Source organism: Enterococcus sp. AZ170 (assembly GCF_050545135.1).
Taxonomy (GTDB): domain Bacteria; phylum Bacillota; class Bacilli; order Lactobacillales; family Enterococcaceae; genus Enterococcus_L; species Enterococcus_L ureilyticus.
Window position 1 is genome coordinate 1,438,433 of record NZ_CP172947.1, and the last position, 25,640, is coordinate 1,464,072.

Annotated in this window: 24 protein-coding genes; 17 read left to right on the plus strand and 7 right to left on the minus strand. The window is 36.1% G+C overall.

What is annotated here, in order from left to right:
* Positions 1 to 372 (plus strand): hypothetical protein, encoded by a 372-nt coding sequence (locus IGJ55_RS06930; RefSeq protein WP_207121279.1) that lies wholly within the window; start codon positions 1 to 3, stop codon positions 370 to 372.
* Positions 365 to 652, plus strand: coding sequence for a hypothetical protein (locus IGJ55_RS06935; RefSeq protein WP_207121278.1), 288 nt, complete (start codon positions 365 to 367; stop codon positions 650 to 652). The genes IGJ55_RS06930 and IGJ55_RS06935 overlap by 8 nt, the downstream gene beginning before the upstream one ends.
* Positions 653 to 791: 139 nt before the next feature.
* Here the strand turns inward: IGJ55_RS06935 and IGJ55_RS06940 are convergent, their stop codons facing one another.
* Positions 792 to 1,367 carry a hypothetical protein gene (locus tag IGJ55_RS06940; protein WP_430607848.1) on the minus strand — a complete coding sequence of 192 codons (576 nt, stop codon included), beginning with the start codon at positions 1,365 to 1,367 and terminating at the stop codon, positions 792 to 794.
* 274 nt (positions 1,368 to 1,641) lie between these two features.
* On the opposite strand from IGJ55_RS06940, the gene IGJ55_RS06945 reads away from it, so the two are divergent.
* Positions 1,642 to 2,382: a glucose 1-dehydrogenase gene (locus tag IGJ55_RS06945; protein ID WP_207121276.1), complete on the plus strand. Its 741-nt coding sequence runs from the start codon at positions 1,642 to 1,644 to the stop codon at positions 2,380 to 2,382.
* A 388-nt stretch (positions 2,383 to 2,770) separates the two neighbouring features.
* Positions 2,771 to 4,420, plus strand: a complete 1,650-nt coding sequence (locus IGJ55_RS06950) for a glycoside hydrolase family 13 protein (RefSeq protein WP_069638535.1) — start codon at positions 2,771 to 2,773, stop codon at positions 4,418 to 4,420.
* A 50-nt stretch (positions 4,421 to 4,470) separates the two neighbouring features.
* On the opposite strand, the gene IGJ55_RS06955 is transcribed toward IGJ55_RS06950, so the two are convergent.
* Positions 4,471 to 5,010 (minus strand): STM3941 family protein, encoded by a 540-nt coding sequence (locus tag IGJ55_RS06955; RefSeq protein ID WP_429950932.1) that lies wholly within the window; start codon positions 5,008 to 5,010, stop codon positions 4,471 to 4,473.
* A gap of 172 nt (positions 5,011 to 5,182) precedes the next feature.
* On the opposite strand from IGJ55_RS06955, the gene IGJ55_RS06960 reads away from it, so the two are divergent.
* Positions 5,183 to 6,400 (plus strand): pyridoxal phosphate-dependent aminotransferase, encoded by a 1,218-nt coding sequence (locus tag IGJ55_RS06960; RefSeq protein ID WP_069638533.1) that lies wholly within the window; start codon positions 5,183 to 5,185, stop codon positions 6,398 to 6,400.
* Positions 6,401 to 6,503: 103 nt separating this feature from the next.
* On the opposite strand, the gene IGJ55_RS06965 is transcribed toward IGJ55_RS06960, so the two are convergent.
* Positions 6,504 to 6,680 carry a hypothetical protein gene (locus IGJ55_RS06965; protein ID WP_167351657.1) on the minus strand — a complete coding sequence of 59 codons (177 nt, stop codon included), beginning with the start codon at positions 6,678 to 6,680 and terminating at the stop codon, positions 6,504 to 6,506.
* Positions 6,681 to 6,871: 191 nt separating this feature from the next.
* Here IGJ55_RS06965 and IGJ55_RS06970 point away from each other — a divergent pair, with 191 nt between their 5' ends.
* Together IGJ55_RS06970 and nagA are read left to right on the plus strand one after the other, a co-directional pair.
* Complete coding sequence (locus tag IGJ55_RS06970; RefSeq protein ID WP_069638532.1) at positions 6,872 to 7,699, plus strand: helix-turn-helix domain-containing protein; 828 nt, start codon at positions 6,872 to 6,874, stop codon at positions 7,697 to 7,699.
* 103 nt (positions 7,700 to 7,802) lie between these two features.
* Positions 7,803 to 8,951 (plus strand): N-acetylglucosamine-6-phosphate deacetylase, encoded by a 1,149-nt coding sequence (gene nagA / locus IGJ55_RS06975; RefSeq protein ID WP_069638531.1) that lies wholly within the window; start codon positions 7,803 to 7,805, stop codon positions 8,949 to 8,951.
* 45 nt (positions 8,952 to 8,996) lie between these two features.
* On the opposite strand, the gene IGJ55_RS06980 is transcribed toward nagA, so the two are convergent.
* Both IGJ55_RS06980 and IGJ55_RS06985 read right to left on the minus strand, forming a co-directional pair.
* Complete coding sequence (locus IGJ55_RS06980) at positions 8,997 to 9,380, minus strand: hypothetical protein (RefSeq protein WP_430607851.1); 384 nt, start codon at positions 9,378 to 9,380, stop codon at positions 8,997 to 8,999.
* A 23-nt stretch (positions 9,381 to 9,403) separates the two neighbouring features.
* A complete protein-coding gene (locus tag IGJ55_RS06985) occupies positions 9,404 to 10,072 on the minus strand; it encodes a DNA/RNA non-specific endonuclease (protein ID WP_430607853.1) in 669 nt (222 codons plus the stop codon).
* A gap of 198 nt (positions 10,073 to 10,270) precedes the next feature.
* On the opposite strand from IGJ55_RS06985, the gene IGJ55_RS06990 reads away from it, so the two are divergent.
* The 4 genes from IGJ55_RS06990 (at position 10,271) to IGJ55_RS07005 (ending at position 16,743) form a co-directional block, all read left to right on the plus strand.
* A complete protein-coding gene (locus IGJ55_RS06990) occupies positions 10,271 to 10,972 on the plus strand; it encodes an ABC transporter ATP-binding protein (RefSeq protein ID WP_069638528.1) in 702 nt (233 codons plus the stop codon).
* Complete coding sequence (locus IGJ55_RS06995) at positions 10,973 to 14,407, plus strand: FtsX-like permease family protein (protein WP_430607857.1); 3,435 nt, start codon at positions 10,973 to 10,975, stop codon at positions 14,405 to 14,407.
* A gap of 312 nt (positions 14,408 to 14,719) precedes the next feature.
* The gene (locus IGJ55_RS07000) at positions 14,720 to 15,244 is read left to right on the plus strand and encodes a hypothetical protein (protein WP_430608135.1); all 525 of its coding nucleotides are present in this window, start codon (positions 14,720 to 14,722) and stop codon (positions 15,242 to 15,244) included.
* 20 nt (positions 15,245 to 15,264) lie between these two features.
* The gene (locus tag IGJ55_RS07005) at positions 15,265 to 16,743 is read left to right on the plus strand and encodes a flotillin family protein (RefSeq protein ID WP_069638525.1); all 1,479 of its coding nucleotides are present in this window, start codon (positions 15,265 to 15,267) and stop codon (positions 16,741 to 16,743) included.
* A 242-nt stretch (positions 16,744 to 16,985) separates the two neighbouring features.
* On the opposite strand, the gene IGJ55_RS07010 is transcribed toward IGJ55_RS07005, so the two are convergent.
* Positions 16,986 to 17,594, minus strand: a complete 609-nt coding sequence (locus tag IGJ55_RS07010) for an FUSC family protein (RefSeq protein WP_069638524.1) — start codon at positions 17,592 to 17,594, stop codon at positions 16,986 to 16,988.
* A 116-nt stretch (positions 17,595 to 17,710) separates the two neighbouring features.
* On the opposite strand from IGJ55_RS07010, the gene IGJ55_RS07015 reads away from it, so the two are divergent.
* A complete protein-coding gene (locus tag IGJ55_RS07015) occupies positions 17,711 to 18,670 on the plus strand; it encodes an aromatic acid exporter family protein (protein WP_430607860.1) in 960 nt (319 codons plus the stop codon).
* 183 nt (positions 18,671 to 18,853) lie between these two features.
* On the plus strand, positions 18,854 to 19,357 hold the full coding sequence (locus tag IGJ55_RS07020) for an HD domain-containing protein (protein WP_069638522.1): 504 nt from the start codon (positions 18,854 to 18,856) through the stop codon (positions 19,355 to 19,357).
* Positions 19,358 to 19,407: 50 nt separating this feature from the next.
* Here IGJ55_RS07020 and IGJ55_RS07025 read toward each other — a convergent pair whose 3' ends face one another.
* A complete protein-coding gene (locus IGJ55_RS07025; protein ID WP_430607863.1) occupies positions 19,408 to 20,775 on the minus strand; it encodes an MATE family efflux transporter in 1,368 nt (455 codons plus the stop codon).
* A 259-nt stretch (positions 20,776 to 21,034) separates the two neighbouring features.
* On the opposite strand from IGJ55_RS07025, the gene IGJ55_RS07030 reads away from it, so the two are divergent.
* The 4 genes from IGJ55_RS07030 (at position 21,035) to typA (ending at position 25,492) form a co-directional block, all read left to right on the plus strand.
* Entirely contained in the window at positions 21,035 to 22,303 is a 1,269-nt protein-coding gene (locus tag IGJ55_RS07030) for a voltage-gated chloride channel family protein (protein WP_430607866.1), read from the plus strand.
* Between the two features lie 56 nt (positions 22,304 to 22,359).
* The gene (locus tag IGJ55_RS07035) at positions 22,360 to 22,638 is read left to right on the plus strand and encodes a UPF0223 family protein (protein ID WP_429950950.1); all 279 of its coding nucleotides are present in this window, start codon (positions 22,360 to 22,362) and stop codon (positions 22,636 to 22,638) included.
* A 1-nt stretch (position 22,639) separates the two neighbouring features.
* Positions 22,640 to 23,419, plus strand: a complete 780-nt coding sequence (locus IGJ55_RS07040) for an inositol monophosphatase family protein (RefSeq protein WP_207121599.1) — start codon at positions 22,640 to 22,642, stop codon at positions 23,417 to 23,419.
* A gap of 237 nt (positions 23,420 to 23,656) precedes the next feature.
* Positions 23,657 to 25,492 carry a translational GTPase TypA gene (typA, locus tag IGJ55_RS07045; protein ID WP_069638518.1) on the plus strand — a complete coding sequence of 612 codons (1,836 nt, stop codon included), beginning with the start codon at positions 23,657 to 23,659 and terminating at the stop codon, positions 25,490 to 25,492.
* The last annotated feature ends 148 nt before the right edge of the window (positions 25,493 to 25,640 follow it).

Below are 25,640 nucleotides of genomic sequence, written 5' to 3' on the forward strand. Positions count from 1 at the left end.
ATGGAGAGAACATATATAAATCAACTAGCAGATTTAGAATCCGAGTATGAAAAGAACCAAAGAAAGAGTGAAGAAGAGGTAGAAGAAGCCTTTTATGAAAAGCAAAAATTTGGTCGTGAGTTAGAAAATCTTTCAGAAAATTATTGCTATCATTATCAGCAAGCCGACTATAGTGAACCAGTAAATATGAGCAGAGTACACCATCTATTAGAACAATGTAAAGAGGATGGGGATAGGGTTGTCGATCAAAGAATGAAAGAATTAGAAAATAAACAAGAAGAAAATACGATTCATTATAAAAAACAAACCCGATTAATAGAAGATGAACTTACTCTTTTAAAAGAGAAGGAGAGAAAAAAAGAAAATGAGTAGTGAAAAAATGAAAATGGAGTTAAAAAGATTAAGAAAAGAATTGGAAAAAGCACTGATACGTGGCATGGTTGCTCCGCCATGTGTTCAAACGGCAGAAACGAAAAAGCAACTAGTTAAAAGCATGGGACAAGCTAGAGTAGAACGATTAAAAAATAGTAGTGCAAACTATATTTCAAACTTTCAATCCTCAGCTAAAGGGGCGTGGGTAACAAAAGTAAAGACAACGTTTGAAAATACCTCAAAAAAACTAACAACTATCACAGAAGAAGGAAAACGATGAGCTTCTAAAAGTTCATCATTTTTTTGTATCGTTTAGAAAAGAGTGTGATGTAATACGCAACAACCAGATAATCAAGATCAAGGTTCTTTTTTATCCATTAAGAAATAAGACAAGGTAACATAGTGTGCTACAACTAATACTACACCTGCTCTATCATTCGTCGAATAAAGAAGAATGTTGAAAAAAATATAACCACACAAGAGAAGAAGATTAGTAAAATAATAAAAAACAAATCATTTAATTGAGTTAAATTTAACTCAAGAGTACTCATAAAATCTGAAATAAATTGATTAACGATTATTTTTCCAACAACAGCAGATAGTGGTAAAAGTATACTTAAACAAATGACAGGTTGAATGGCAAATTCAAAACTCAGGATAGAAAAAGGAAGCCCAATAAAACTCATAGTGCGAATATCATCTTTTTGCATGAAGAAAAATGAACGAAAAGCATTTCTGGTATAGAAAATCAAAAAAAGAAATGACGTAAAAAAGATAATAGCAATTAAAAAATGAAAAATATTAACAGGAATCAATGTAATAAAATTATCTTCATTCATCAGCGTGTTTTTCCAAGAATTAAAAAGACTGAATAAGTAGTAACTTGTAAAAGTAAAAGAACCAATTAAAAAAATGATAAGTATAGTAAAAAGTAATTCTTTTGTTCGAACTAAATTTTTTATAGCATTTTCAATAGAGTAGAGTAAGTGATACATTTCTGATCCTCCAAATACGACGTATAGTTAAAAAACTAAATATTTTTCATCAATTAATTATAGTATACTCTTTTTTATATAGTAGAAAGATTACACAGTATGTCATTCCAATTAAAATGATTACAGATTAAAATAGTCTTGGCTAAAGAGTATTTTTTATTTTGTCTAATAGTAGCTAAGAACCATTTACAAAAGTATATTTAGCGTTATAATGAGTGTAAATGTTTTTTAACATTTTTAGTTTTATTCTATTTTAGGATTGGAGGATTATTTAATGAGATTAGAAGGCAAAATTGCGTTGATCACTGGTGCTTCAATGGGGATGGGGAAAGAACATGCTACCTTATTCAGCAAGGAAGGTGCGACCGTTTATATTGCAGACATTGATGACGAAAAAGGAAGTAAGACCGCTGCTGCGTTAGGAGACAAGGCCCATTTTCTGCATTTAGATGTTACCAAAGAAGAGCAATGGCAAGCTGCAATAGAGCAAATTGAAAAAGAAAAAGGTGTTTTAGATATTCTTGTTAATAATGCAGGAATTAGTGTATTTAATGAATTGATCAATACCAGTCAAGAAGAATTTATGAGAACGATAGAGATTAATCAATTATCTGTCTTTTTAGGAATGAAGACAGCTGTATCACTTATGGAAAAAAGTCGTTCTGCTTCGATTATTAATATATCTTCGATTGAAGGATTTGAAGGGAGTATTGGCGGTTACGGTTACGTCAGTTCGAAATTTGCAGTTAGGGGACTAACAAAATGTGCTGCGTTAGAATTTGCAGATAAGAATATTCGAGTAAATTCTGTTCATCCAGGCGGCGTTATCACACCAATGGTGACCCAAGCGACTGGAGAACAAAAAAAAGCTATTGAACAATTCGAACAAACAATTCCTATGAAAAGAATGGCAGAGCCAAAGGAAATTTCAAAATTAGTTTTATTTTTAGCTTCGGATGATTCTTCCTATTCAACAGGCAGTGAATTTATAGCAGATGGTGGGATTTTAGCTTAATCATTAGATTTTATTCAATTGTAACTTGAGGCTTAGACAGAAGTGTTTAACTTCAAGAAATAAGAGGAAATTTACGAAAATGACAAGAACACGGAATTTTCAATTTCGATGTGAGCTGATTCCTAATTGTTGTTCTTCAAATGTTTGTGACCAAGTAAGTACTGTACAATATCAACATATTTCCGAAGGAGTTGCTTCCTGCTCCCACCGGTTATTCGGATTCCTTGAGTCTGAGAGATAACTCGTAGAGTTATTTCCCAGACTCAAGTTTTTTCTTTAAAAGAGTGAACTATAAATTTATCTAAAGGCGTTGCCGTTGTGTGCATTTCAGATACGTTTTTTCTATACATCTTATATAATGAAGAAAATATAGTTAGGAGGGTATGATATGGTAATCAAACGAACATGGTGGAAGGAAGCTGTTGGATATCAGATCTATCCGGCTAGTTTTATGGATACAAATAACGATGGGATCGGTGATTTAAATGGGATTCGTTCAAAACTAGATTATCTCAAGGATTTGGGCATTGGTTTTATCTGGATTACCCCTATTTACGAATCTCCTAATGTGGACAATGGCTATGATATCAGTGACTATCAAAACATTATGGGACTATTTGGTACAATGGAAGAATTTGATTTATTGTTATCAGAAGCCCACGAATATGGAATCAAGGTAATCATGGATTTAGTGATTAATCATACTTCTAATCAACACTCTTGGTTTATTGAATCAAGATCTTCTGTAAAAGATGATTATCGAGACTACTATATTTGGGCAGATGGTACAATAGATGGACCGCCAAATGATTGGTTATCTATTTTTGGAGGATCTGCTTGGGAATATGATGAAACAACTAAGCAGTATTATCTCCATGTTTTTGCCAAGGAACAGCCCGATCTGAATTGGGAAAATCCTCGTGTCAAAAGAGATTTATTTACTATGGTCAATTGGTGGTTGGATAAAGGAATCGATGGATTTCGTGTCGATGCCATTTCTCATATTAAAAAGGCGCCATTTACAACAAGCTTAACGGAAGATCCTTTTGCGGTATTTAAAAATGTTCCAGGAATTGAAACACATTTAGAAGAGTTAAGGGATATTTTTAAAAAAAGGGACATTCTAACAGTAGGAGAAGCCAATGGCGTAAGTGCGGCTGAAGCGCATAACTGGGTAGGCGAGTCAGAAGGGTATTTCAATATGCTTTTTGAATTTGACCACATTTCTCTCTGGAACAAAGAGGAACAGGAAGGCTTAGATGTTATCCAGTTTAAACAAGCGCTCACTGCTTGGCAAAATGCCTTAGCAGATGGAAAAGGCTGGAACGCTCTTTATATGGAAAATCATGATATTCCACGCTCAGTATCTAGTTTTGGCAGTGAGGAGGCCGTTTTCTGGCAAGCGTCTGCTAAAGCGTTAGCTTTAACGTTTCTTTTGTTGCAGGGAACCCCGTTTATTTATCAAGGGCAAGAAATTGGAATGACCAATATGCCATTTGCTTCGATCGATGATATCGATGCAGTTGATACTAAAAACTTTTATCATGAAATGATTCAAGCTGGGGTTACACCGCAAAAAGCGATGAATGTGATTCGTAAAACGGCTAGAGATAATGCAAGAACACCCATGCAGTGGACAGCAGAAGAATACGCTGGTTTCTCAAAAAGAGAGCCATGGATGGTGATCAACCCAAATAAGCAAGTGATCAATGTGTTGGATGAATTAACAGATCCAGCATCTGTTATAAATTTTTATAAAGAAGTAATTCAGCTGAGAAATCATAGCGACGCATTAATTTATGGTGGATATACATTATATTTGCCTGACCACCCTCAGCTTTTTGTGTATGGTCGTTATTTAGCTGATGAACGATATGTTGTCATCATCAATTTATCCAATGAATTTGCTTCGGCTGATTTACCAGACAATGTTCAGATTGAAGACTGGGTGCTGCAATTGTGTAATTTAGATGATCATCCGATTCACCAACACACAATGTTTGCTCCATATGAAGCAAGGGTATATAAACACAAATAAAAAGCGAGTGTAAAACAAAAGTGAATTTTATTTTTGTTTTACACTCGCTTTTATTCAGTTGCTTCAAGAAACGTAAACATTCGTTCAAGTAATTCCTCTAAAGAAACGTCCTTAGCACTTTGCATTGTGATGTTGATTTCATATGAACCTAACTTTAAGTTTGCTTGGGTGGCTTTTCGTGCGATTGGACTTAACGACGCTAAGAATGCTTCTCTATTTTTAAGTCTAATCGTGATGAAATTTTGACCAGAAATAGTAAAAATACCGATATCAGAGACGTCGTCCCAAGGAATCAAATGATCTTTTGTAGCCATAGCACTAGAATAATCATAAAAACCTTGTTTTGTTAAGACGACAACTGGCTTTTCCGAAAATAATTGCTTTATAGAATAGATAGAAAAAAAACCAAATAAAGTAACGCCGATTATGCCAATCAACGTAATAATATAAGTTGAACTTGAGCCTAAAAAATCGATTTCAAAATCCTTAGTAAAAATCAAGAAAATAGATACAATAGTCATCATAATCGCTAACATAACCAATAAAAACTGTTTTCCTTTACTTCGATACACAACAAATTCTTCTTTCATAGTACGCTCCTTTAATAACTTTTTCCTATTTATCATAGCATAAATTTCAGTTGAAAAATCGAGCTGAAAGAAAATGGGAAAAAATTTTTAGAAAATTGCTAATTTTTCATTGCTTTTTTTTTCTACGTAGCGTAACTTTAAAGATATAAATTTTGAAAATGAGGGATACTGTATGAGAAATTTTGAGAAATCTAATAAACTTGATGGTGTCAGTTATGATGTGCGTGGTCCGGTTTTAGAAGAAGCGGACAGAATGCATGAAGAGGGCATTCGTATTTTGAAACTTAATACCGGTAATCCCGCTCCGTTTGGTTTTGATGCACCAAATGAAGTAGTCCGCGATATGATCATGAATGTTCGTAATTCAGAAGGGTATTCGGATTCAAAAGGAATTTTCTCGGCCCGTAAAGCAATTGAGCAGTATTGCCAAGTCAAAGGATTTCCTAATGTGACAATCAATGATATTTATACAGGCAACGGCGTAAGTGAACTAATTTCAATGTGCATGCAAGGACTGTTGAACAATGGGGATGAAGTGCTAGTACCAATGCCAGATTACCCTTTATGGACGGCTTCGGTGTCATTAGCTGGTGGAAATCCTGTTCATTATATTTGTGATGAACAATCAGAATGGTATCCAGATATCGCAGATATCAAAGAGAAAGTGACAACTAATACAAAAGCAATTGTTTTAATTAATCCAAATAATCCAACAGGAGCATTGTATCCGAAAGAAATCTTGGAACAAATCGTTGAAGTGGCAAGACAAAATGATTTGATCATCTTCTCAGATGAAATTTATGATCGTTTAGTGATGGATGGCTTAACACATATTCCAATTGCTACACTCGCTCCTGATTTGTTTGTAGTTACACTAAATGGGTTATCTAAATCACATAGAGTTGCTGGGTTCCGTTGTGGTTGGATGGTACTGAGCGGCAATAAGAAACATGTCAAAGGATATATCGAAGGATTGAATATGTTAGCTTCGATGCGTTTATGCTCTAATGTATTGTCACAACAAATTATTCAAACAGCTTTAGGCGGTTACCAAAGTGTCGATGATCTATTACTGCCAGGTGGAAGGATTTATGAGCAACGGGAGTATATCTACAATGCGATCAATGATATTCCAGGACTTTCAGCTGTAAAACCAAAAGCCGCTTTTTATATATTTCCTAAAATCGATACCGCTCGATTTAATATCTATGACGATGAAAAATTTGTTTTAGATTTTCTTCATGAGCATCATATCTTGCTGGTACATGGTGGTGGATTTAACTGGACACAGCCAGATCATTTTAGAATCGTCTATTTACCAAAAATGGAAGACTTGAAATTTACAACGAAAAAAATGCGAGAGTTTTTAAGTACGTATAAGCAAAAATAAAACGGATGACATTTGAATAGAAAAAGAGTGACTCAAAACTGGAAAGCTTTGAGTCACTCTTTTTGTAAGAATGCAATAATCAAAATAAGTCTAAAAAATTAGATTATTCTGTCGTTTGACAATCTTTTTTACTAATTACCATACGATTTGTATATTTTTCTTCCATATCCGGACTGGGGTCCGAAACAACAACCAAATAAGCATTTTCATATTCTTTTTCGACATAGCCCATGTAACTATTTTTATCCCAACTAAAGCTAATTCGTTTCTCCTGTGTCATGAGTAACACCCCTTATTTGTAAAGTAAAATTATTTTAAATCGTTTCGGTCTAGTAGTAGGTAATGTTCTTGCAGTATATTATGCATTAAAGTACAATAAATGCATAATGCGAATTCGCATATTTTGATTTTTTCATAGAACACGACTTTTTACTATTGAAAGATAAATGAAATCGGTTTAGGAGTGAAGGCATGGATTCTTTTGGAGCAGTTATTAAGGAAATTCGTAAGAATAGAAAATTAACACAAAAAATGTTATCAGAAGACATTTGTTCACAAAGTGTATTGAGCAGAATCGAAAATAATGAAGAGTTACCAAATGTAGTAGTGATGCAGCAGATTTGTCAGCGCTTAGGTGTGACGATGGATCAAATTATGCAGTTCAAATCGGATGAAGTTCGATTGATCACGCAGATATTTGAAAAGATAGCTGATTATTTTCGCCATAAAGAATATAAAAAAATCATGACGTATATGAAAGACACTCAAATCGAAGAGCGATTACATTTAGATACAGATTGGCAACGCTACTATTATTATTTAGGTAGCTGCAAATTTTATCTTTGTAATGATTATGAGCAGGCAATCATCGACTTGAAAAAAGGACTTTCTTATACTTATCAAGCCAATAAAGTTAATTTATCAGATTTTGAAATTCAAGTGATTAGCTGTATTGGCAGTACCTATAGCAGTATTGGGAAAATCACCGAAGCAGAAAAATACTTAAAATTGAGCATTCATTATTTTCATAAATTACCTAACGGACGCGTAACAGCTGAATTGACAAAGATATTTTATAACTATTCCAAATTTCTAACTGATCAAAATCGTTTAGAAGAAGCGCAAATTTATATCGATCAAGGAATTGTTTGGTCGAGGCATAAAAATAGTTACTACTATTTAAGTGAGTTATTTCAGCTGAAAAGTCAGTTGATGCATGTTAAAGGAAGTACAGAAAAAGCAGAAGAATACCAAACTTTATCCGAACAAATCCGTCGCATTGAAACGATTAGAATCTAAAGAAAGTTAAGTAAATTTTTTTAGAAAAGGTCTACACCATTCTTGACTTTGACTGATTTTAAGAGTACGTTTAAAGTAGAAAATTAAAGAAAGAAGGATGAAGATGAGAACGTTTATCTTTGCTGAAAAGTTCTTTTTAAAAAGTGATGTAAAAGGACCTGGCTATTTAGAAATCACAGATGGTCTATTTGGGGATTTTTATAAAGAGGTTCCCGACAATGAGGCTAAAATAATTAAAGAAGAAGGAAAATGGATTGCACCTGGTTTAGTAGATACGCATATTCATGGTTATATGAATCATGATGTGATGGACAGTGATGCAGACGGATTAAAAGTTATGTCTGAAGGGCTGCTCTCTTGTGGTGTTACCTCATTTTTACCTACGACTTTAACTTCAAGTAAGGAACGTTTGAAGGATGTTGCTAAGACCATTGGTGGTGTGTATCAAGAAGTTCCAGGAGCAAAAGTCCAAGGAATTTATTTTGAAGGACCATTTTTTACAGAAGAGCATAAAGGTGCACAAAATCCAAGTTATTTTGGTGATCCAGATTTGGCGACTTTTAACGAATGGCAAGAAGCATCCGGCGGCTTGATCAAAAAAATAGCCTTAGCGCCAGAACGTAATGGAGTAAAAGAATTTGTAAAAGCTGTCACAGATGAAGGCGTTGTTGTTGCTTTAGGACATAGTGATGCAACTTTAGAGCAAGCAACGGATGCTGTTGAAGCAGGAGCTAGTGTCTTTGTTCATGCTTACAATGGAATGCGCGGATTAAATCATCGTGAGCCGGGCATGGTTGGTGCTTTGATGTCATTAAAGCATGTTTTTTCTGAATTGATTTGTGATGGTCATCATGTTCATCCAAACGCAGCAGATATTTTAATGGAAAAAGCAGGCCATGATCATGTAGCATTGATCACTGATTGTATGATGGCTGGTGGTATGCCAGACGGTGATTATAACTTGGGTGAATTTCCGGTGGTCGTAAAAGATGGGACTGCTCGCTTAGAGTCTGGCAATCTAGCTGGTAGTATTCTAAAATTAAAAGAAGCTATCAAAAATGTTGTGGATTGGGAAATTGCGACACCTGAACAAGCAATCATGATGGCAACTTTGGTTCCTGCTATTAGCTGTAAAATCGATGATAAGTGTGGGCTGATAGCGAATGGACGAGATGCTGATTTTATCGTATTGAATCCAAATATGGACTTAGAAGCAACTTATTTAGATGGCGTAGAACGTTATCGTGTTTAATAAAAAAGATTTCAGCAAACTTTGCTGAAATCTTTTTTATTCTGCTTATTTTGGTAACAGTGCCGATTTCAACGTATTATTAGTGTATTCAATGAAAAAATCAGGCAATTTTAAATCGAAAACTTCTATATCCGTTTTATAAAGGGACGCCGGGATGACTAATGTTTGGTGAATAGTTCCTGCAATATAATCACCATCGATTGTTTGTGCTATGACTAAGAATTCGGATTTTTTCCAAGTAGCGACATCCTCTGAAGAAATTGTTTCTTCAGAGGCAAGGTATTGAATATTTTGCTCAAACTGTTTTTCTAATTGTTGACTGAAAATTATTGAACTATCTTCATCTTGCTCATTCGTTAACACGGCTGTTAAAAACTTTTGCGGAGTATACATAGTTAGTTGATTTTTCACTTTTTGAAAATCCATCATTTTGCCTCCTTCATAGCCAATTGCTATTTTTCATTTAAAATTGTCACGCGAAAATCAACTGTTGTATTTTTGTTCAAACCCTTTGCTTCTATATCAATTTGCTTACATAACAATTCTGTTCCCTCATAAACCGGTGTAACGCGATAACGAATTGTTTCACCTTTGTCGAGAGCTTGACGAACTTGATTTTCATATTTTGTCATGAAAGGTGTATTGACCGGTGTTTGATAAAGGGTGGTAAGATTTCTGGCATCATCACCTGAACCACCTAATTGGCGTCCAATCAAATGTCCTCGAGAATGGTTCGTCGGATCTAAGCCGGAAATAAAACCAGGTGGCCGAATATCCTTATTTGCAGAGGTACCAGTATTCACCATTGCGGGTTTTAATAGAGCTTCAGCGCCTGTTGCTCGGCCAAGTGAGTCTAGAGAGTGGTAGTCAATCCAGCCTGATTTGCTATCTGTCAATTCATTTGTTGAAAAAGTAGCTGGTCCCAATTCTTTTGGACCTGGATTCGTTGAAGAGACAGACGTTGTTGTGGTCGGTTTTGATTGCTGTTGGGTATGAACACCAAACATTTCTTGAATAGTGTCTGGAACTTGAACACCAAATACACCTAAAACTAAAATAAGTAAAACCGTCACAAGCATAATTGCCGGACTAAAAGGCGGTTTTTGTTTTTTTCTTGCCATATTTTTTCTCCTAACTAGTAACTATGGTAGAGGAATCAATTTAATCAAAACAATTTAGTATTTATTTTGCGCCTCTTTAAGATTACGCTCATTTCTCTATTATACGAAAAAAAAAGCAAAAATCAAAACGCTTTTGACTTGTAAGAGGACTTGTTTGTCTTCTTATGATAAAATTCTTTTGAGAGGGGATTGAAAAAAATGGCTTATATAGATGTAATAAATGAATATAAACGATATCATATGGGAGATACCACAATCGCTGCAAATGATGGGATCAGTTTTTCAGTAGAAAAAGGCGAAGTTGCCGTTATTCTAGGACCAAGTGGTGCAGGGAAATCCACTGTGTTGAATATTTTAGGTGGAATGGATTCTTGTGACGAAGGACAAATCGTAATCGATGGAACTGATATTGCAAAATTCAACGAAAAACAATTGACTACCTATCGTAGAAATGACGTTGGCTTTGTTTTTCAATTCTACAACTTAGTACCTAATCTAACGACTAAAGAAAATGTTGAACTAGCATCTCAAATCGTTTCTAATGCCTTGAATCCAGAAGAAGTACTGCAATCAGTTGGTTTAGGAGCTCGACTAGATAACTTTCCAGCACAATTATCTGGAGGTGAACAGCAACGAGTAACGATTGCTAGAGCGATTGCTAAACGACCTAAATTATTATTGTGTGATGAACCTACGGGAGCATTAGACTATGAAACAGGGAAACAAATCCTAACGATCTTACAAGATACTGCTCGTAAAACAGGAACAACTGTCATCATAATCACACATAATTCAGCCATTGCCCCAATGGCTGACCGCGTAATCCGTATCAATGATGCCAAAGTTCGAAGTGTGACGATCAACGATGAACCAAAACCTGTATCTGAGATAGAATGGTAGGTGGCTACATTGAAAAAAACAGCGTTACTTAAAACAAGTTTTCGTGAAATCAAACAATCAAAAACCCGGTTTATATCAATTATGGGGATCATTTTTCTTGGTGTCATGGTTTTTGTCGGACTAAAAGCAACAGGACCGGACATGACCCAAACTGCATCAAACTATTATCAAAACCAAAAACTACCGGATGCACGAATTGTCTCTACACAGGGTTTAACGGAAAAAGATGTTGAACAAGCTAAACAGGATAAAGAGGTGGCGACCGTTTTTCCTAGATACACAAAGGATATTGCCATCAGTGAGCGAAATGTAGCAGTAAAATTTGTTAGTTATGACTTAGATGAAAAGCAGCCAATGATTGATTATCGAGTGATTGAAGGTCGGATGCCTAAAAAGAGTGGCGAAATCGTTCTAGATGATTTAGCTCAATCGCGAGGACACTATAAACTAGGTGAAACACTGACCCTTTCAAAGGAAGATGACAAAGACAAGTCACTAAAAAAACAAACCTTTAAAATCGTTGGCTTTGTGCAATCACCGGAATATATCGAGAATACCTCTCGAGGAAATACGACAATTGGCAAAGGATCACTAGATTTTTTTGCTGTAGTGCCTAAAGAAGATATGGCTCTTTCCGCCTATACAGAGATTCTTTTATCGTTTAAAGGTCTAAATGATTTAGACAGCTATTCCAAAGAGTACAAAGACAAACGACAAAAAGCACTCACGTCAGTCAAACAAACACTAAAAAATCGTCCAGAGCAACGAGCAGAAGAAATTCGTCAAGAATCAAAAGCGTCATTTGAAAAAGCGCAAAAAGAGATTTCAGATGGGGAAAACGCGCTGAAAGATGCTGAAAATAACCTTAACACGAGCGAACAGGAATTAGCAGCAGGCAAGCAAGAACTAACGCAAGCACAAGCGACCTACACGGAACAAATCGCAGCGGCAGAGAACGAACTCGTAGCAAATCAAGCAACAATCATAACGGGTGAAAATGAACTTGCTGCACAAAAAAGTGTACTTGAACAAAAGCAAAATGAATTAACGCAAGCCCAAACTCAAGTTGCGCAAGGTCAAAATGCTTTACCAGGATTACAACAACAACGGAATGAGTTAGCAGGATCGAGCGAATCATTAAATCAGTTAGTCAATGGTTACCAAAGTTTAGCCGCCACTGTTGCTCTTTTAGATCGAGTACCAGATGATACATTAGCAGAAAGTATTGCAGATGCAGCACCACAAATACAAGCAGCTGTACAAGCTTTAGGATCGCCAGGAGAGATCACTGCCGCGACTAATCAGTTAATCTCTCAACCTGAAAGAGCCAATATTGCTGTTGTTATGGGAACAATCAATGGTGCTTTAGCCAATCTAGCGTCGCAACAAGCTCAGGTTGCTCAAGGTCTACAAACCCTTGATCAAAATATCAATACGATCAATCAATCGATTGCACAATATACAGAAGGGCAACAACAACTTGCAGTGGCTGAAACGCAAATCAATCAAGCCGAAGCGCAGTTAACTTCTGGGAAAGAACAACTAGCAGCTGGGCGGGCGCAATTGGAACAGTCCAAAATTGACGGTCAAGCAAAATTAAACGAGGCGCAAGCAAAAATAGATGAAGGGCAAAAAGCCTACGAAGAAGGGTTGGCAGAGTTTCAAAAGAAAAAGGCAGAAACGTCAACAAAACTAAATGACGCAAAAACAGAATTAGAAAAAAAACAAAAAGAATTAGCAGACCTAAAAGCGGCTGATTATTATTATTTTACAAGAGATGACAATCCTGGTTATTCTGAATATGAAGATAATGCCAATCGAATTTCTTCCTTATCAACTGTTTTCCCAATTTTCTTTTTCTTGATTGCAGCATTAGTGAGTTTAACAACAATGACGCGAATGGTTGAGGAAAAACGGATGGAAATCGGTAGCCTCAAAGCATTAGGGTATAGAAATGGAGAAATTGCGTTTAAATTTTTAGTTTATGCAGCATTCGCAAGTCTATGTGGTGCCGTTTTAGGATTATTCGTTGGCTATTATTTATTCCCAACGATCATCTTTGATGCGTACGGACAATTATACAATGTGCCAGATTTTGTTGCGCCATGGTATTTAAGTTATAGTCTGATCGGAATAGTCGTGTCGGTTATCTGTACGGCAGGCGCTGCGATGGTGGTTTTACGAATTGACTTATTCAGTACACCTGCGATCTTACTCCGTCCTAAGGCACCTAAAGCCGGACAAAGAATCTGGCTGGAGCGGATTAAACCGATATGGAATCGATTAAGTTTTATACAAAAAGTTACGGCGCGAAATTTGTTCCGTTATAAACAACGAATGTTAATGACCGTTTTAGGTATAGCAGGCTGTATGGCTTTGATCATCACAGGTTTTGGTTTAAAAGATTCTATTTCAGATATCGTAGATGTCCAATTTAATAAAATTTGGCACTATCAGGCAATCGTGACGTTTAAAGAAGATAAATCCGAAAAAAATGAGCAAAACTACCAAGCTGTATTGGATAAAGTCGATGGTTTGAAAGAGACGATGCCGTTATACACTGAATCTTTAAAAACTACGAAAAAGTCTAATGCTAAACAAGATGTTTCTATCTATGTACCTGAAAAGCCAAAAGAAATCGACCAATTTATTTTATTCAATGATCGACAATCAGGTGAAAAGTACCAGCTAACCAATGATGGTGTGATCATTAACGAAAAATTAGCGAATCTATTCCACTATAAAACGGGTGACACACTTGTTTTGAAAAATAGTGACAATCAGGAATACAAGCTTAAAATCAATGCTATTGCTGAAAATTATACAGGACACTTTGCGTACATTTCTCCGGATTATTATGAAAAAATCTTTAAAAAAGCCCCTAGCTACAATACAGACTTTTTACTTTTTGACAAAGCGCCTAGTGAAAAAGTAGAAAACAAAATTGGAAAAGAATTGATGGAAAACCAAAACGTTTTAAATGTTTCGTTTCTATCTCTATCGAGTGATGCTTTAGATGACACGATTCATAGTTTGAATATTGTGGTGTGGGTCTTGATCACGGTTTCTGGTTTATTGGCTTTTATTGTGTTATATAATTTAACAAATATCAATATTTCAGAACGGATCAGAGAACTTTCAACAATCAAAGTTTTAGGCTTTTATGATAAAGAGGTTACAATGTATGTGTATCGTGAAAATATAATTTTGACAATAATTGGTATCTTTTTTGGTTGTTTCTTTGGAAAAATTGTTCACAGCTATGTGCTGACAACAGTGGAAGTAGATATGCTGATGTTTTCACCAACGATCCATTGGCTAAGTTATCTTTATTCAGCTTTGATCACATTGTTCTTTACTTTGCTGGTGATGATCTTTATGCATCGAAAACTGATGAAGGTTGATATGATCGAAGCGTTGAAATCCAATGAATAAATAGTTTGAAAAATAAAACGAACAAGCCTTTTACTTTGTGGCTGTTTCGTTTTATTTTTTTGCGAGAACAGAGCTATCATTCGGTTAATATTTTAAGATTTGCTGTCATTTTGTACAAAGTATTGGTAAAATATAAGTACGTTCAAAAAAAATTCGGGAGAAAGTGGAATAAGTTGGGAAGTGACACTAAATCTAGATACAAAGTGATGTAGAAATAGCGAACGCTACACGAATGTTTCGATCGTAACAAATTCTAAGTGCTAAAGCACTAAGAGTTGCAGGACGGACCTATAAGTGAAAGGAAGTGAGAACATGATCCAAGGTATTCAAATTGAAACGATTTATCTTTATGTTTTGATTGTTTGTGCTGTAATTGCTGTTTTACTTGTCATTTTTGGAGATATATTTGATTTTGATGGACCAATCGATCCTATGTTGTTGATTCCTTGGTTGGCTTTTACTTCGCTATTTGGTTATCTAGGAGAACGATTGTTTGAGTGGGATCATTTGCTATTATTTTTAGCAAGTGGTGTGATTGCTTCAATACTAGTTTTTTTCTTGAATTTTTATGTGCTGATGCCGATGAAAAATGCCGAAGCAACAATTTCGATTTCTGAAAAAGATATGGAAGGCAATACAGCAACTGTTATCACTCCGATTCCAGTTGGTGGAATGGGTGAGATTCAATTAAAGAGTGTCACAGGTTCGATAAGTCGACCAGCGGCTTTCTATTCGGCTCAAGATCAACCGATTGAACAAGGGGAACAAGTGCTGATCATCGAAATCAGAAAGCGTGTGTGTTATGTGGTTCCTTACAAGGGAAGTTTACAATTATAAAAAAGAAGGGGTAGAAGAGAATGGAGTTAGGAATTTTGGGACCAATTGCTCTGGTTGTATTTATCTTATTGATGTTATTGATCGTTTTTATTTCAAAATATCAAACAGCTAAACCAGATGAAGCATTGATTATTAGTGGGAGTTACTTAGGCAGTAAAAATGTTCATGCAGATGAGAGTGGTAATAAAATTAAGATTGTTCGTGGCGGAGGGGCTTTTGTACTTCCTGTTTTCCAGCGATCAAACCGGATCAGCCTACTATCAAGTAAGTTGGATGTATCAACTCCCGAGGTGTACACAGAACAAGGGGTTCCTGTAATGTGTGATGGAACATCGATCATTAAAATCGGTTCTTCAGTAGAAGAAATAGCAACAGCTGCAGAACAATTCTTAGGTAAAACACGTGAAGAATTGGAGAATGAGGCCCGTGAAGTACTAGAGGGTCATTTACGTTCGATCTTAGGTTCAATGACTGTAGAAGAAATTTATCAAAATCGTGATAAATTTAGCCAAAGCGTCCAAGAAGTTGCTAGTGTAGATTTAGCGAAAATGGGTTTGATCATCGTATCGTTCACTATCAAAGAAGTTCGCGATAAAAATGGTTATTTGGATTCTTTAGGTAAACCTAGAATTGCACAAGTAAAACGTGATGCAGATATTGCTGAAGCCGAGGCTTGGAAGGAAACACGTATCAAGAAAGCTGAAGCAGAAAAAGAATCGCAACAAGCTGAATTACAACGTCAAACAGAAATTGCTGAAGCGTCTAAAGAAAAAGAATTGAAGTTGGCTACGTATAAAGAAGCGCAAGATATCGCTAAAGCCAAAGCCGACCAAGCTTACAATCTAGAAACGGCTAAAGCCCAACAAGAAGTTATTGCCCAAGAGATGGAAGTTAAAGTCATCGAGCGTCAAAAACAAATTGAATTAGAAGAAAAAGAAATCGTTCGTCGTGAGAAACAATACGATTCGGAAGTGAAGAAAAAAGCCGATGCTGATCGTTATGCGAAAGAACAAGAAGCGTTAGCACAAAAAGCTCGCGAAGTAGCCGAAGCCGAAGCCGAACGTTTCCGTGTGGAATCCTTAGCAGAAGCGGAAGCAAACCAAACTCGACTAGCAGGTCAAGCCGAAGCTGAATCAATTTTAGCTCGCGGTGCAGCAGAAGCGGAAGCGAAACAAAAAATTGCGGACGCCTTCAAGGAATATGGCGAAGCGGCTGTCTTAAGCATGGTGATGGAAATGTTACCGCAATTGATGAAAGAAGCTGCCCAACCACTTAGCAACATTGATAAAATCTCTGTTGTCGATACAGGAGGCGGCGGTGAAAATGCAGGAGCGAACCGCATTACCAATTACGCAACGAATTTATTAGCGGGAACACAAGAAACTTTAAAAGAAACAACCGGCTTAGATGTGAAAGAATTGATTGAAAACTTCTCTAAAAAAGGAACGAACAGCAATGTGAATTTCTATGGCGAAGATTCATCTAGCGAAAAAGAATAATAAAAAGCGAGGTTGGGACAGGAGTGTTTAATCCCGAGAAATAAGAAGGAATTCACGAAAATTGCTCTTCAAATTTTTGTGAATTTCAACTTATTTCCGAAGCCTTCAAATCTTAGTGCTTTAGCACTTAGAATTTGATGTGATCGAAGCGAAGCGTAGTGATTGCTTCTGCTCCCACCGTTTATACGAATTCCTTGAGTCTGAGAGATAACTCGTAGAGTTATGTCCCAGACTCGCTTTTTCTATTTTTTATTTCCATCAGTTTTTTTTTCGACTTTAACACGTTCCTGGACTTTCTTTTTAAGCTCTTCTAATTCTTTTTCCTTCTTTGCCAGCTCAGCAAGATCTTCCTCGATTTCATGTTTTTCTTCGATTGGTTTTGGTTTGAAAAAGAAATTTAGGCCAATACCAATAAACGTACCAATGAACGTATCGATTACTCTAGATAGAGCAAAATAAAAGGACTCACCCTGTGGTATACTTAAAGAAATCAATAACAATGTTGCAATCGCAGAAATGATTCCAGAATTATTGTTCATACCATCAGAGACGACGATCACGATTATCACCAAAAAAGGCAGAAAAAATAATTCTACCATAAAATCATTAGAAAAAAGATCCTTCACTAAAAAATACACAATAGCTAAACCGCCACCTAGGGTATTTCCTAGAATCCTGGATTTACCAAAAGTCAGACTAGTTGTTAAATCTTGCCGAAGCGAAAAAACAGCGGCTAGAGCTGCAATCATCGGTGCCCCTCTATCCAATACTTTAAATAAAATAATACATATCATAACAGCTAATGCCGTTTTCAATGTCCGCATACCCAAACGAAAAGGACCGACTTCCATGAGCTTTCTCTCCTATAATCAAGATTTAATCAGTTTTCTATTTCATGATAACCGAAATAGAGGTAAAATTACTAGTATTAATACAAAGAATTAAACATTTTATGAGGAGCAAACAAATGAAAATTGGATTACGAACAGTAAAAACCGCGGTAAGTGCGACGTTGTCCATGATCGTGGCAAGTAGCTTGGGGTTATTATACCCTGCTTCAGCGGGAATCATTTCTGTATTGAGTGTGACAAATACAAAAAAAACTTCTTTATTAACAGGATTTTATCGTCTGCTTTCTTTAGCTTTGGCTACAATTATTGCGTTTCTTTGTTTTTCGATTTTAGGTTTTAATGCGATTGCATTTGGGGTTTACTTACTGTTATTTATCCCTGGAGCCGTTTACTTCAAGCTTTCAGACGGGATCGTTGTAAGTTCAGTTTTAGTGACCCAGTATTTAGTAGAAAAGGATTTATCTTGGTCAATCATTGGCAATGAGTTTTTATTGATGGCGATCGGAGTTGGTTTTGCTTTATTGATGAATCTTTATATGCCAGATACTGAAAAGCGTTTAAAAGAAGATCAAGAAGTCATTGAAACCATGTTTCGTAAAATTTTAAACAATATGGCTGCCTATCTAAATCAGCATGGTAAAGAGCGCAATCTGTTTGAAAAATGTGATGATTTAAAAGCGTTTATTCAAACAGGAGAAAATTGGGCAAAAAATCATGCGGAAAACCAATTGATTGCATCTAATCACTATTATATAGAATACTTTACCATGAGACGGCTACAAAGCAATCGTTTAAAAGATATGCTGCGAATTTTAGAAAATATTACCGTTGAACCAGAACAAGTAGGCAATATTCAAGAACTATTGCAATATACTGCTGAAACATTTGCTGAAAATAACGATGGCAAAGATATCTTAGATAAAATCACACAAGTGTATGAAATTTATCGCAACAAAGAATTACCCAAAACAAGAGATGAGTTTGAAAATCGAGCACAGTTATTTCAGTTTTTACAAGTATTTCAAACATTCATAGAGATTAAAGCAGAATTTGCTAAGCATCAAAATGAAAAATAGCAATGAAGAACGGAACAGTCTATTCGTCATTTATAAAGCAAATATTAAAGTTTAGTTACGGAATTTAAAAATCCTAGTATTTATAAAATCAAGGTGCTATACTTTCATCAAGTTCAAAAAAAGACTTTTCTCAAAATAAACACTAACAAACATTAAGTCTCTAAAAAGGTGGAACCAGAATTAATGACTGAAAAATGGCGTGAAGATCAAGAATATATGTCTTATGTGGAAGATTTGTTGGAAACCGAAGAAGTACAGCGTTTAGGTAACTATACACAGCATGTTCACTCAACTCGTTTAGATCATTCAATCAGCGTTTCTTACTTTAGTTATAAGTTAGCTAAAAAGTGGAATGGTGATGCTAGAGCAACGGCTCGTGCTGGGCTTTTACATGATTTATTCTATTACGATTGGCGGACAACGAAATTCGATGAAGGGTCGCATGCGTACATGCATCCGAGAATTGCTGTGAAAAATGCTGAAAAACTAACAGAACTTTCAGACTTAGAACGTGATATTATCATTAAACATATGTGGGGTGCAACAATTGCTCCGCCCAAATACAAAGAAAGCTATATTGTGACAATGGTTGACAAATATTGTGCCGTTAAAGAAGCATCTGAACCGATGACGAATTCGGTGAAAGCAAAATGGCGTCAATATTTTCCAAGAAAACAATCTGTATAAAAAAACGATCGATTTTCTTTTTGAAAATCGGTCGTTTTTTTGTATTTAAGTTAATGAGAAAGTTGTTGTGTTTCAATTATCTGTTCGTGCTCTAATTTTTTCAATCGCTTGATTGATTTAAAATAAGAAGCCAATAAAACGATAACAGAACCAGCCCAAGCAAGTGGTGAAGCCAATGCAGCACCGACAAATCCTAAAGAAGCGGTCAAAATAATTGCCGCAAATGAACGCATGATCAATTCCATGATTCCAGCGAGTGTTGGAATCATAATTTGACCAAGACCTTGCAAGGTATAACGCAAAATAAATAAGATTGCTAATAACCAGTACATACTACCGTTCACATTAAAGTAAGTTTGAGACAAATTAAGCACTTCCGTTTCTTTTCCACTAACGAAAAGAGTAACCAGATTCTGACCAAAAAGAATCACGATTCCTCCGGCTAATAAGCTAAAACCAATGCTCATCCCAAGACATTGATTTACACCTTGAAGAATTCGTTTGTATTTTTTTGCCCCATAATTTTGAGCAGTAAAAGTTGCCATAGCAATCCCAAAGGACATCATAGGTTGTGTTGCAAACTGTTCAATTTTTCCAGAGGCCGCTTGCGCCGCAACAACATCCGTTCCCAAACTGTTTAAAGCCGCTTGTAAGATAATCGCACCAATTGCAATAATTGACGATTGAAAGGCCATGGGCAGTGCGATATTAAGATGGACACGAAATTCATCTTTATCAATTAAAAAATCTTTTTTACGCAATTGAAGATTAGGAATCTTTAAGCGAATGTATATCACACACAATAGACTGGATACGATTTGCGCTGTAACAGTCGCAATACCAGCTCCGGCAACCCCCATATGAAAGTTGATGATTAAAATTAAATCAAGTACAACATTGATAATACTTGCAATGATCAAAAACAACAAAGGCGTCCGACTATCTCCTAGTGCGCGGATGACATTGGATAATAGATTAAAAGCCATAGCTGCAAAAATACCGATAAAGATAATTGAGATAAACGTCTGAGCATCGTCAATGATTTCTGGTGGTGTTTGCATAAGTTTCAACATCGGACGAACAAATAATAAGCTTACGGCCGTTAAGATAATCGTCACACCACCGCTGATGAGAATGCCTGTCGCAAAACTTTTCTTGACACCACGATAATCTTGTCCACCAAAGCGTTGGGATGTTAGAATCGAAAGACCAGCCGTCAAACCTTGAGCAAAACCAATGATTAAAAAGGTAATACTTCCAGTAGAACCAACAGCTGCTAGTGCATCCTTTCCTAAAGTTTGTCCAACGATGATCATATCAGCCATATTATAAAATTGTTGAAAAATATTGCCGATTAATAAAGGGATCGTAAAGAAAAAAATCAATTTTGCGGGATTGCCATGTGTTAATTCTTTCAATGAAAACATCCTTTCATTAGGAGAGAATAATCGATAGGCAGATTTTCTCTAAAATTTAACGTCAAATGGAATAAATAGAGCAATTATAATAAAAATTTCCTATTTATAGTAGCACAATATTAGGGTTTTGCAAGTGCTTTACTACGATAGAATTATTTTTATTTCTCGTTTCTTTTAGGAAAAATTGATATAATGGAGCAACATGGTTTTGAGAAGTGGTATTATGGAATAGTTGAGATGTTTATAAGGAGTTGACTAAATGGAGAGTAAACTAAATAGGCCAGTGAAAATCAGCATTTATATGATCAAATGGCTGTTGATTACTTCATTGATTGGATTAGTCATGGGAGTGCTCTCTGCTTTTTTTCTAAAAAGTTTGGACGCAGTGACACGAATTAGATTGGAACACTCATGGTTGCTCTTTTTATTACCGATTAGTGGAGCTGTTTTTGCTTTTTTATATAAAAAATATGGGAAGAACGCAATCCGAGGTAATAATCTTGTGATCGAGCAGGCCAATGGAGAGCAGGAAAATATTCCATTACGTTTGATTCCGTTGACCTTGTTTGGGACTATCACGACACATTTGTTCGGTGGTTCAGTTGGTCGTGAAGGAACAGCGGTTCAGATGGGTGGAACAGTTGCAAATGCAATTGGTCGCCTCTTCCGATTAGACAAAATCGAACGAGAAATCGTGATCATTAGTGGAATCAGTGCTGGGTTTAGTTCTGTTTTTGGCACACCTTTGGCAGGTACGATTTTCGGATTGGAAGTGCTTATAGTCGGTCGACTAAGATCAGAGGGGCTTTTTCCAAGTTTCTTTGCCGCTTTTTTTGCTAATGGTGTAACGGAGTTACTTGGTGTGACACATACACATTATAATATGGGGTCCATCCCAAATTGGAGCCTGTCATTATTTGCTAAATTACTGTTGGCTGGCATTTGTTTTGGTTTAGTTGGCTGGCTTTTTAGTCGTTCAATTGTGTTGCTTAAGAAAATATATGCGCGTTGGTTTGAAAATGTTGTCTTACGGAATTTTATTGGTGGATTAGTTGTAGTAGCTGCCGTATTTATTTTGCAAACACAACGTTATTTAGGCTTAAGCCTGCCGCTATTAAAGGATGCCTTTAATGGCGATAGCTATAGGTTTGATTTTATTGGAAAACTTTTTTTTACGGTGTTATCATTAGGCGCAGGCTTTCAAGGTGGGGAAGTAACGCCTCTATTTGAAATTGGTGCAACGCTGGGAAGTAGTTTAGCCGTGATTCTTCAGCTGTCTGTTCCGTTTTTAGCTGGATTAGGCTTTATTGGTGTATTTTCTGGTGCGACGAATACACCGATTGCCTGCTTCATTATGGGCATCGAATTATTTGGTAGTGAAGCAGCTTTATTTTTCTTTATGATTTGTTTGATCAGCTATATGTGCTCGGGAAATGCTGGTATTTATTCTGCTCAAAAAGTAGAGATAGAAAAAGGGGTGTTATTTTTACCGATTTGGAATAAGTGGCAAAAAGAACATAAGGAATAACGTTTTATAGAACAATATTCTTAACCTATGATAAACTAATTAAATGAGGTGAAGACATGAAAGAGTATCAGTATCCGTTGGATTTAGATTGGACAACAGATGAAATGGTGATCGTTACCGATATGTGGTCTGCCGTTGAAGAAGCATACGAATCAGGAATCGATACCGTACGTTTTTTAAATACCCATAAAGAGTTTAAAACGGTAGTGAAAAGTATTGGGGAAGAAAAACGTTTAGGAAATGAGTTCGAAAAGGCGTCAGGTTATTCACTATACCGCACTGTTCAGCAAGCCAAAAAACAAGGCTCAGGTAAATTAAAACTAGGAGTTGTCTAAAATGACTTCAGAAAAAATGATTATTGAAATCAAAGAATGGCTTAAAGAAGCCGCTGGATTTATACAAGTAAGCCTAACGCAGAAACTTAGAGTTTCACAAAAGTCAGGCCGAACTGATTTAGTCACAAATATCGATGAAGAAACGCAATCATTTCTTGTAAAAAAAATTAAGCAACACTATCCAGATGATCGAATTTTAGCAGAAGAAAGAGGCTTTGACAAGATTGAGTCTTTAAACGGCCGGGTCTGGATCATTGACCCAATCGACGGTACGATGAATTTTGTACTTGAGCAAGAGAATTTTTGTATTATGCTAGCTGTTTTTGAAGAAGGAATCGGTCAACTTGGCTTTATTTATGATGTAATGAAAGAGGAGTTATATTGGGGCGGTAAAAATCGGGGTGTTTTTCTTAATGATCAACCGATGGTGCGGCCAAAAGATGCTTCTTTATCTGAAGGGTTACTAGGAATGAATGCTTATATGTACGGAAAAAATATTCATTCTGCAGGAGAAATTGGTCACGCCAGTATGGGGATTAGAGTGAGCGGTTGTGCTGGGGTAGAACTAATTGCGATGCTCAAAGGCAATCATATTGGCTATATTTCGAATTTAAGTCCTTGGGACTACGCCGCAGGCTTAGTCTTAATGGATGAGTTTGGTTTTAGATATTCTAATATAGAAGGAAAACCCTTAGCATTTTCCAAGCGCGAATATTTTTTAGCAGCCACCCCAAAAGCATATACTGAAATTCAAGAACATTTTATCCAAAACAGCAAGTAGTTGTTCTTTATAGTAGTGTAGGAAGCTAAAATTTACCTAATAAAATGAACAATGGCTAAAAGAAACCATTGCTTTTTTTCTGTAAATATGTTATTTTTTCAAAAAAAGGCAATAAAATATGAAGTTTTCACAACTTTTGAAAGCTTTAGACTATATTTCATGAAAAAAATTTGTTATAATAAAAAGTCGGATTTAATGAACAAGTGACGTAAGGCAAAAGGATAAGGAGCAATTACATTGAAATACAGAGAAGATATTAGAAACGTGGCAATCATCGCCCACGTCGATCACGGTAAAACAACATTAGTAGATGAACTTTTAAAACAATCAGATACTTTAGATGGCCACACACAATTACAAGAACGTGCGATGGATTCAAATGCGATTGAAAGCGAACGTGGAATCACGATCTTAGCTAAAAATACAGCAGTTGATTACAAGGGCACTCGTATCAATATTTTAGATACACCTGGACATGCCGATTTCGGTGGTGAAGTTGAGCGTATCATGAAAATGGTAGACGGTGTCGTTTTAGTTGTGGATGCGTATGAAGGAACAATGCCTCAAACACGTTTCGTACTGAAAAAAGCATTGGAACAAAAAGTAACACCGATTGTTGTTGTAAATAAAATTGATAAACCATCAGCACGTCCTGAGCACGTTGTTGATGAAGTATTAGAATTATTTATCGAATTAGGTGCAGATGATGATCAATTAGACTTCCCAGTTATTTATGCATCAGCATTAAACGGAACGTCAAGTGATTCAGATAACCCTGAAGATCAAGAACCAACAATGGCACCTATTTTTGATCAAATCATTGAACACGTACCAGCACCAGTTGATAACTCAGACGAACCATTACAATTCCAAGTATCATTGTTAGATTACAATGATTACGTTGGCCGTATTGGTATTGGCCGTGTGTTCCGCGGAACAATGAAAGTCGGCGACCAAGTTGCCTTAATGAAATTAGATGGCAGCGTGAAGAATTTCCGTGTCACGAAAATCTTTGGTTTCTTTGGCTTACAACGTGTTGAAATCAATGAAGCAAAAGCAGGCGATTTGATTGCTGTTTCCGGTATGGAAGATATCTTCGTTGGTGAAACTGTTGCTGACGTAGCAAACCAAGAAGCTTTGCCGATTTTGCACATCGATGAACCAACATTACAAATGACATTTTTAGTAAATAACTCTCCATTTGCTGGTCGTGAAGGGAAATATGTCACTTCTCGTAAAATCGAAGAGCGTTTGATGTCTGAATTACAAACCGATGTCTCCTTACGGGTTGAACCAATTGGTCCGGATTCTTGGACGGTATCTGGTCGTGGCGAATTACATTTATCAATCTTGATTGAAAATATGCGTCGTGAAGGGTACGAATTACAAGTTTCTCGTCCTGAAGTTATCGAACGTGAGATAGAAGGTGTAAAATGTGAACCGTTTGAACGTGTTCAAATTGATACGCCAGAAGAATATATGGGTAGCGTGATCGAATCATTAAGCTTGCGCAAAGGTGAAATGCAAGATATGATCCACACTGGTAATGGTCAAATCCGTTTGATCTTCTTAGCACCCGCTCGTGGTTTGATCGGTTATACAACTGAATTCTTATCAATGACTCGCGGATATGGTATCATGCACCACACCTTTGACCAATATCTACCAATGATCCAAGGAACAATCGGCGGACGTCATCAAGGTGCGTTGGTTTCAATCGATACAGGTAAAGCCACAACTTACAGTATCATGAGTATTGAAGAACGTGGAACTGTCTTTGTAGAACCTACAACTGACGTTTATGAAGGCATGATCATCGGTGAAAATAACCGGGATAATGATTTAACTGTAAATATCACAAGAGCAAAACAAATGACTAACGTTCGTTCTGCTAACAAAGATCAAACCTCAGTAATCAAAAAAGCAAAAATCCTTACATTAGAAGAATCCTTAGAATTCTTGAATGATGATGAATATTGTGAAGTAACACCGGAAAGCATTCGTTTAAGAAAGCAAATTCTTAATAAAAACGAACGTGAAAAAGCAAGTAAAAAGAGAAAAGTAGCCGAATAAACAATTAAACTGGGATGTAACTCACAGAGTTATGTGCCAGTTTTTTTATTTAATGTGGATAACTTTTGCAGAATCTGTTAAAAAAATGCGTATCTTATTATAGAAACCTTGGTAAATAGAGTTTTTAATTATTAATATAAAGAGTTGT

Coding starts and splice junctions, on each gene's coding strand:
- IGJ55_RS06935 (WP_207121278.1), top strand. CDS start 365: ATGAGTAGTGAAAAAATGAAAATGGAGTTAAAAAGATTAAGAAAAGAA.
- IGJ55_RS06970 (WP_069638532.1), top strand. CDS start 6,872: ATGGATTCTTTTGGAGCAGTTATTAAGGAAATTCGTAAGAATAGAAAA.
- IGJ55_RS06960 (WP_069638533.1), top strand. CDS start 5,183: ATGAGAAATTTTGAGAAATCTAATAAACTTGATGGTGTCAGTTATGAT.
- IGJ55_RS06980 (WP_430607851.1), bottom strand. CDS start 9,380: ATGATGGATTTTCAAAAAGTGAAAAATCAACTAACTATGTATACTCCG.
- IGJ55_RS07005 (WP_069638525.1), top strand. CDS start 15,265: ATGGAGTTAGGAATTTTGGGACCAATTGCTCTGGTTGTATTTATCTTA.
- IGJ55_RS06950 (WP_069638535.1), top strand. CDS start 2,771: ATGGTAATCAAACGAACATGGTGGAAGGAAGCTGTTGGATATCAGATC.
- IGJ55_RS06930 (WP_207121279.1), top strand. CDS start 1: ATGGAGAGAACATATATAAATCAACTAGCAGATTTAGAATCCGAGTAT.
- nagA (WP_069638531.1), top strand. CDS start 7,803: ATGAGAACGTTTATCTTTGCTGAAAAGTTCTTTTTAAAAAGTGATGTA.
- IGJ55_RS07040 (WP_207121599.1), top strand. CDS start 22,640: ATGACTTCAGAAAAAATGATTATTGAAATCAAAGAATGGCTTAAAGAA.
- IGJ55_RS07030 (WP_430607866.1), top strand. CDS start 21,035: ATGGAGAGTAAACTAAATAGGCCAGTGAAAATCAGCATTTATATGATC.
- IGJ55_RS06965 (WP_167351657.1), bottom strand. CDS start 6,680: ATGACACAGGAGAAACGAATTAGCTTTAGTTGGGATAAAAATAGTTAC.
- IGJ55_RS06990 (WP_069638528.1), top strand. CDS start 10,271: ATGGCTTATATAGATGTAATAAATGAATATAAACGATATCATATGGGA.
- IGJ55_RS06955 (WP_429950932.1), bottom strand. CDS start 5,010: ATGAAAGAAGAATTTGTTGTGTATCGAAGTAAAGGAAAACAGTTTTTA.
- IGJ55_RS06940 (WP_430607848.1), bottom strand. CDS start 1,367: ATGTATCACTTACTCTACTCTATTGAAAATGCTATAAAAAATTTAGTT.
- IGJ55_RS06985 (WP_430607853.1), bottom strand. CDS start 10,072: ATGGCAAGAAAAAAACAAAAACCGCCTTTTAGTCCGGCAATTATGCTT.
- IGJ55_RS07015 (WP_430607860.1), top strand. CDS start 17,711: ATGAAAATTGGATTACGAACAGTAAAAACCGCGGTAAGTGCGACGTTG.
- IGJ55_RS07000 (WP_430608135.1), top strand. CDS start 14,720: ATGATCCAAGGTATTCAAATTGAAACGATTTATCTTTATGTTTTGATT.
- IGJ55_RS06945 (WP_207121276.1), top strand. CDS start 1,642: ATGAGATTAGAAGGCAAAATTGCGTTGATCACTGGTGCTTCAATGGGG.
- IGJ55_RS07010 (WP_069638524.1), bottom strand. CDS start 17,594: ATGGAAGTCGGTCCTTTTCGTTTGGGTATGCGGACATTGAAAACGGCA.
- IGJ55_RS07020 (WP_069638522.1), top strand. CDS start 18,854: ATGACTGAAAAATGGCGTGAAGATCAAGAATATATGTCTTATGTGGAA.
- IGJ55_RS07035 (WP_429950950.1), top strand. CDS start 22,360: ATGAAAGAGTATCAGTATCCGTTGGATTTAGATTGGACAACAGATGAA.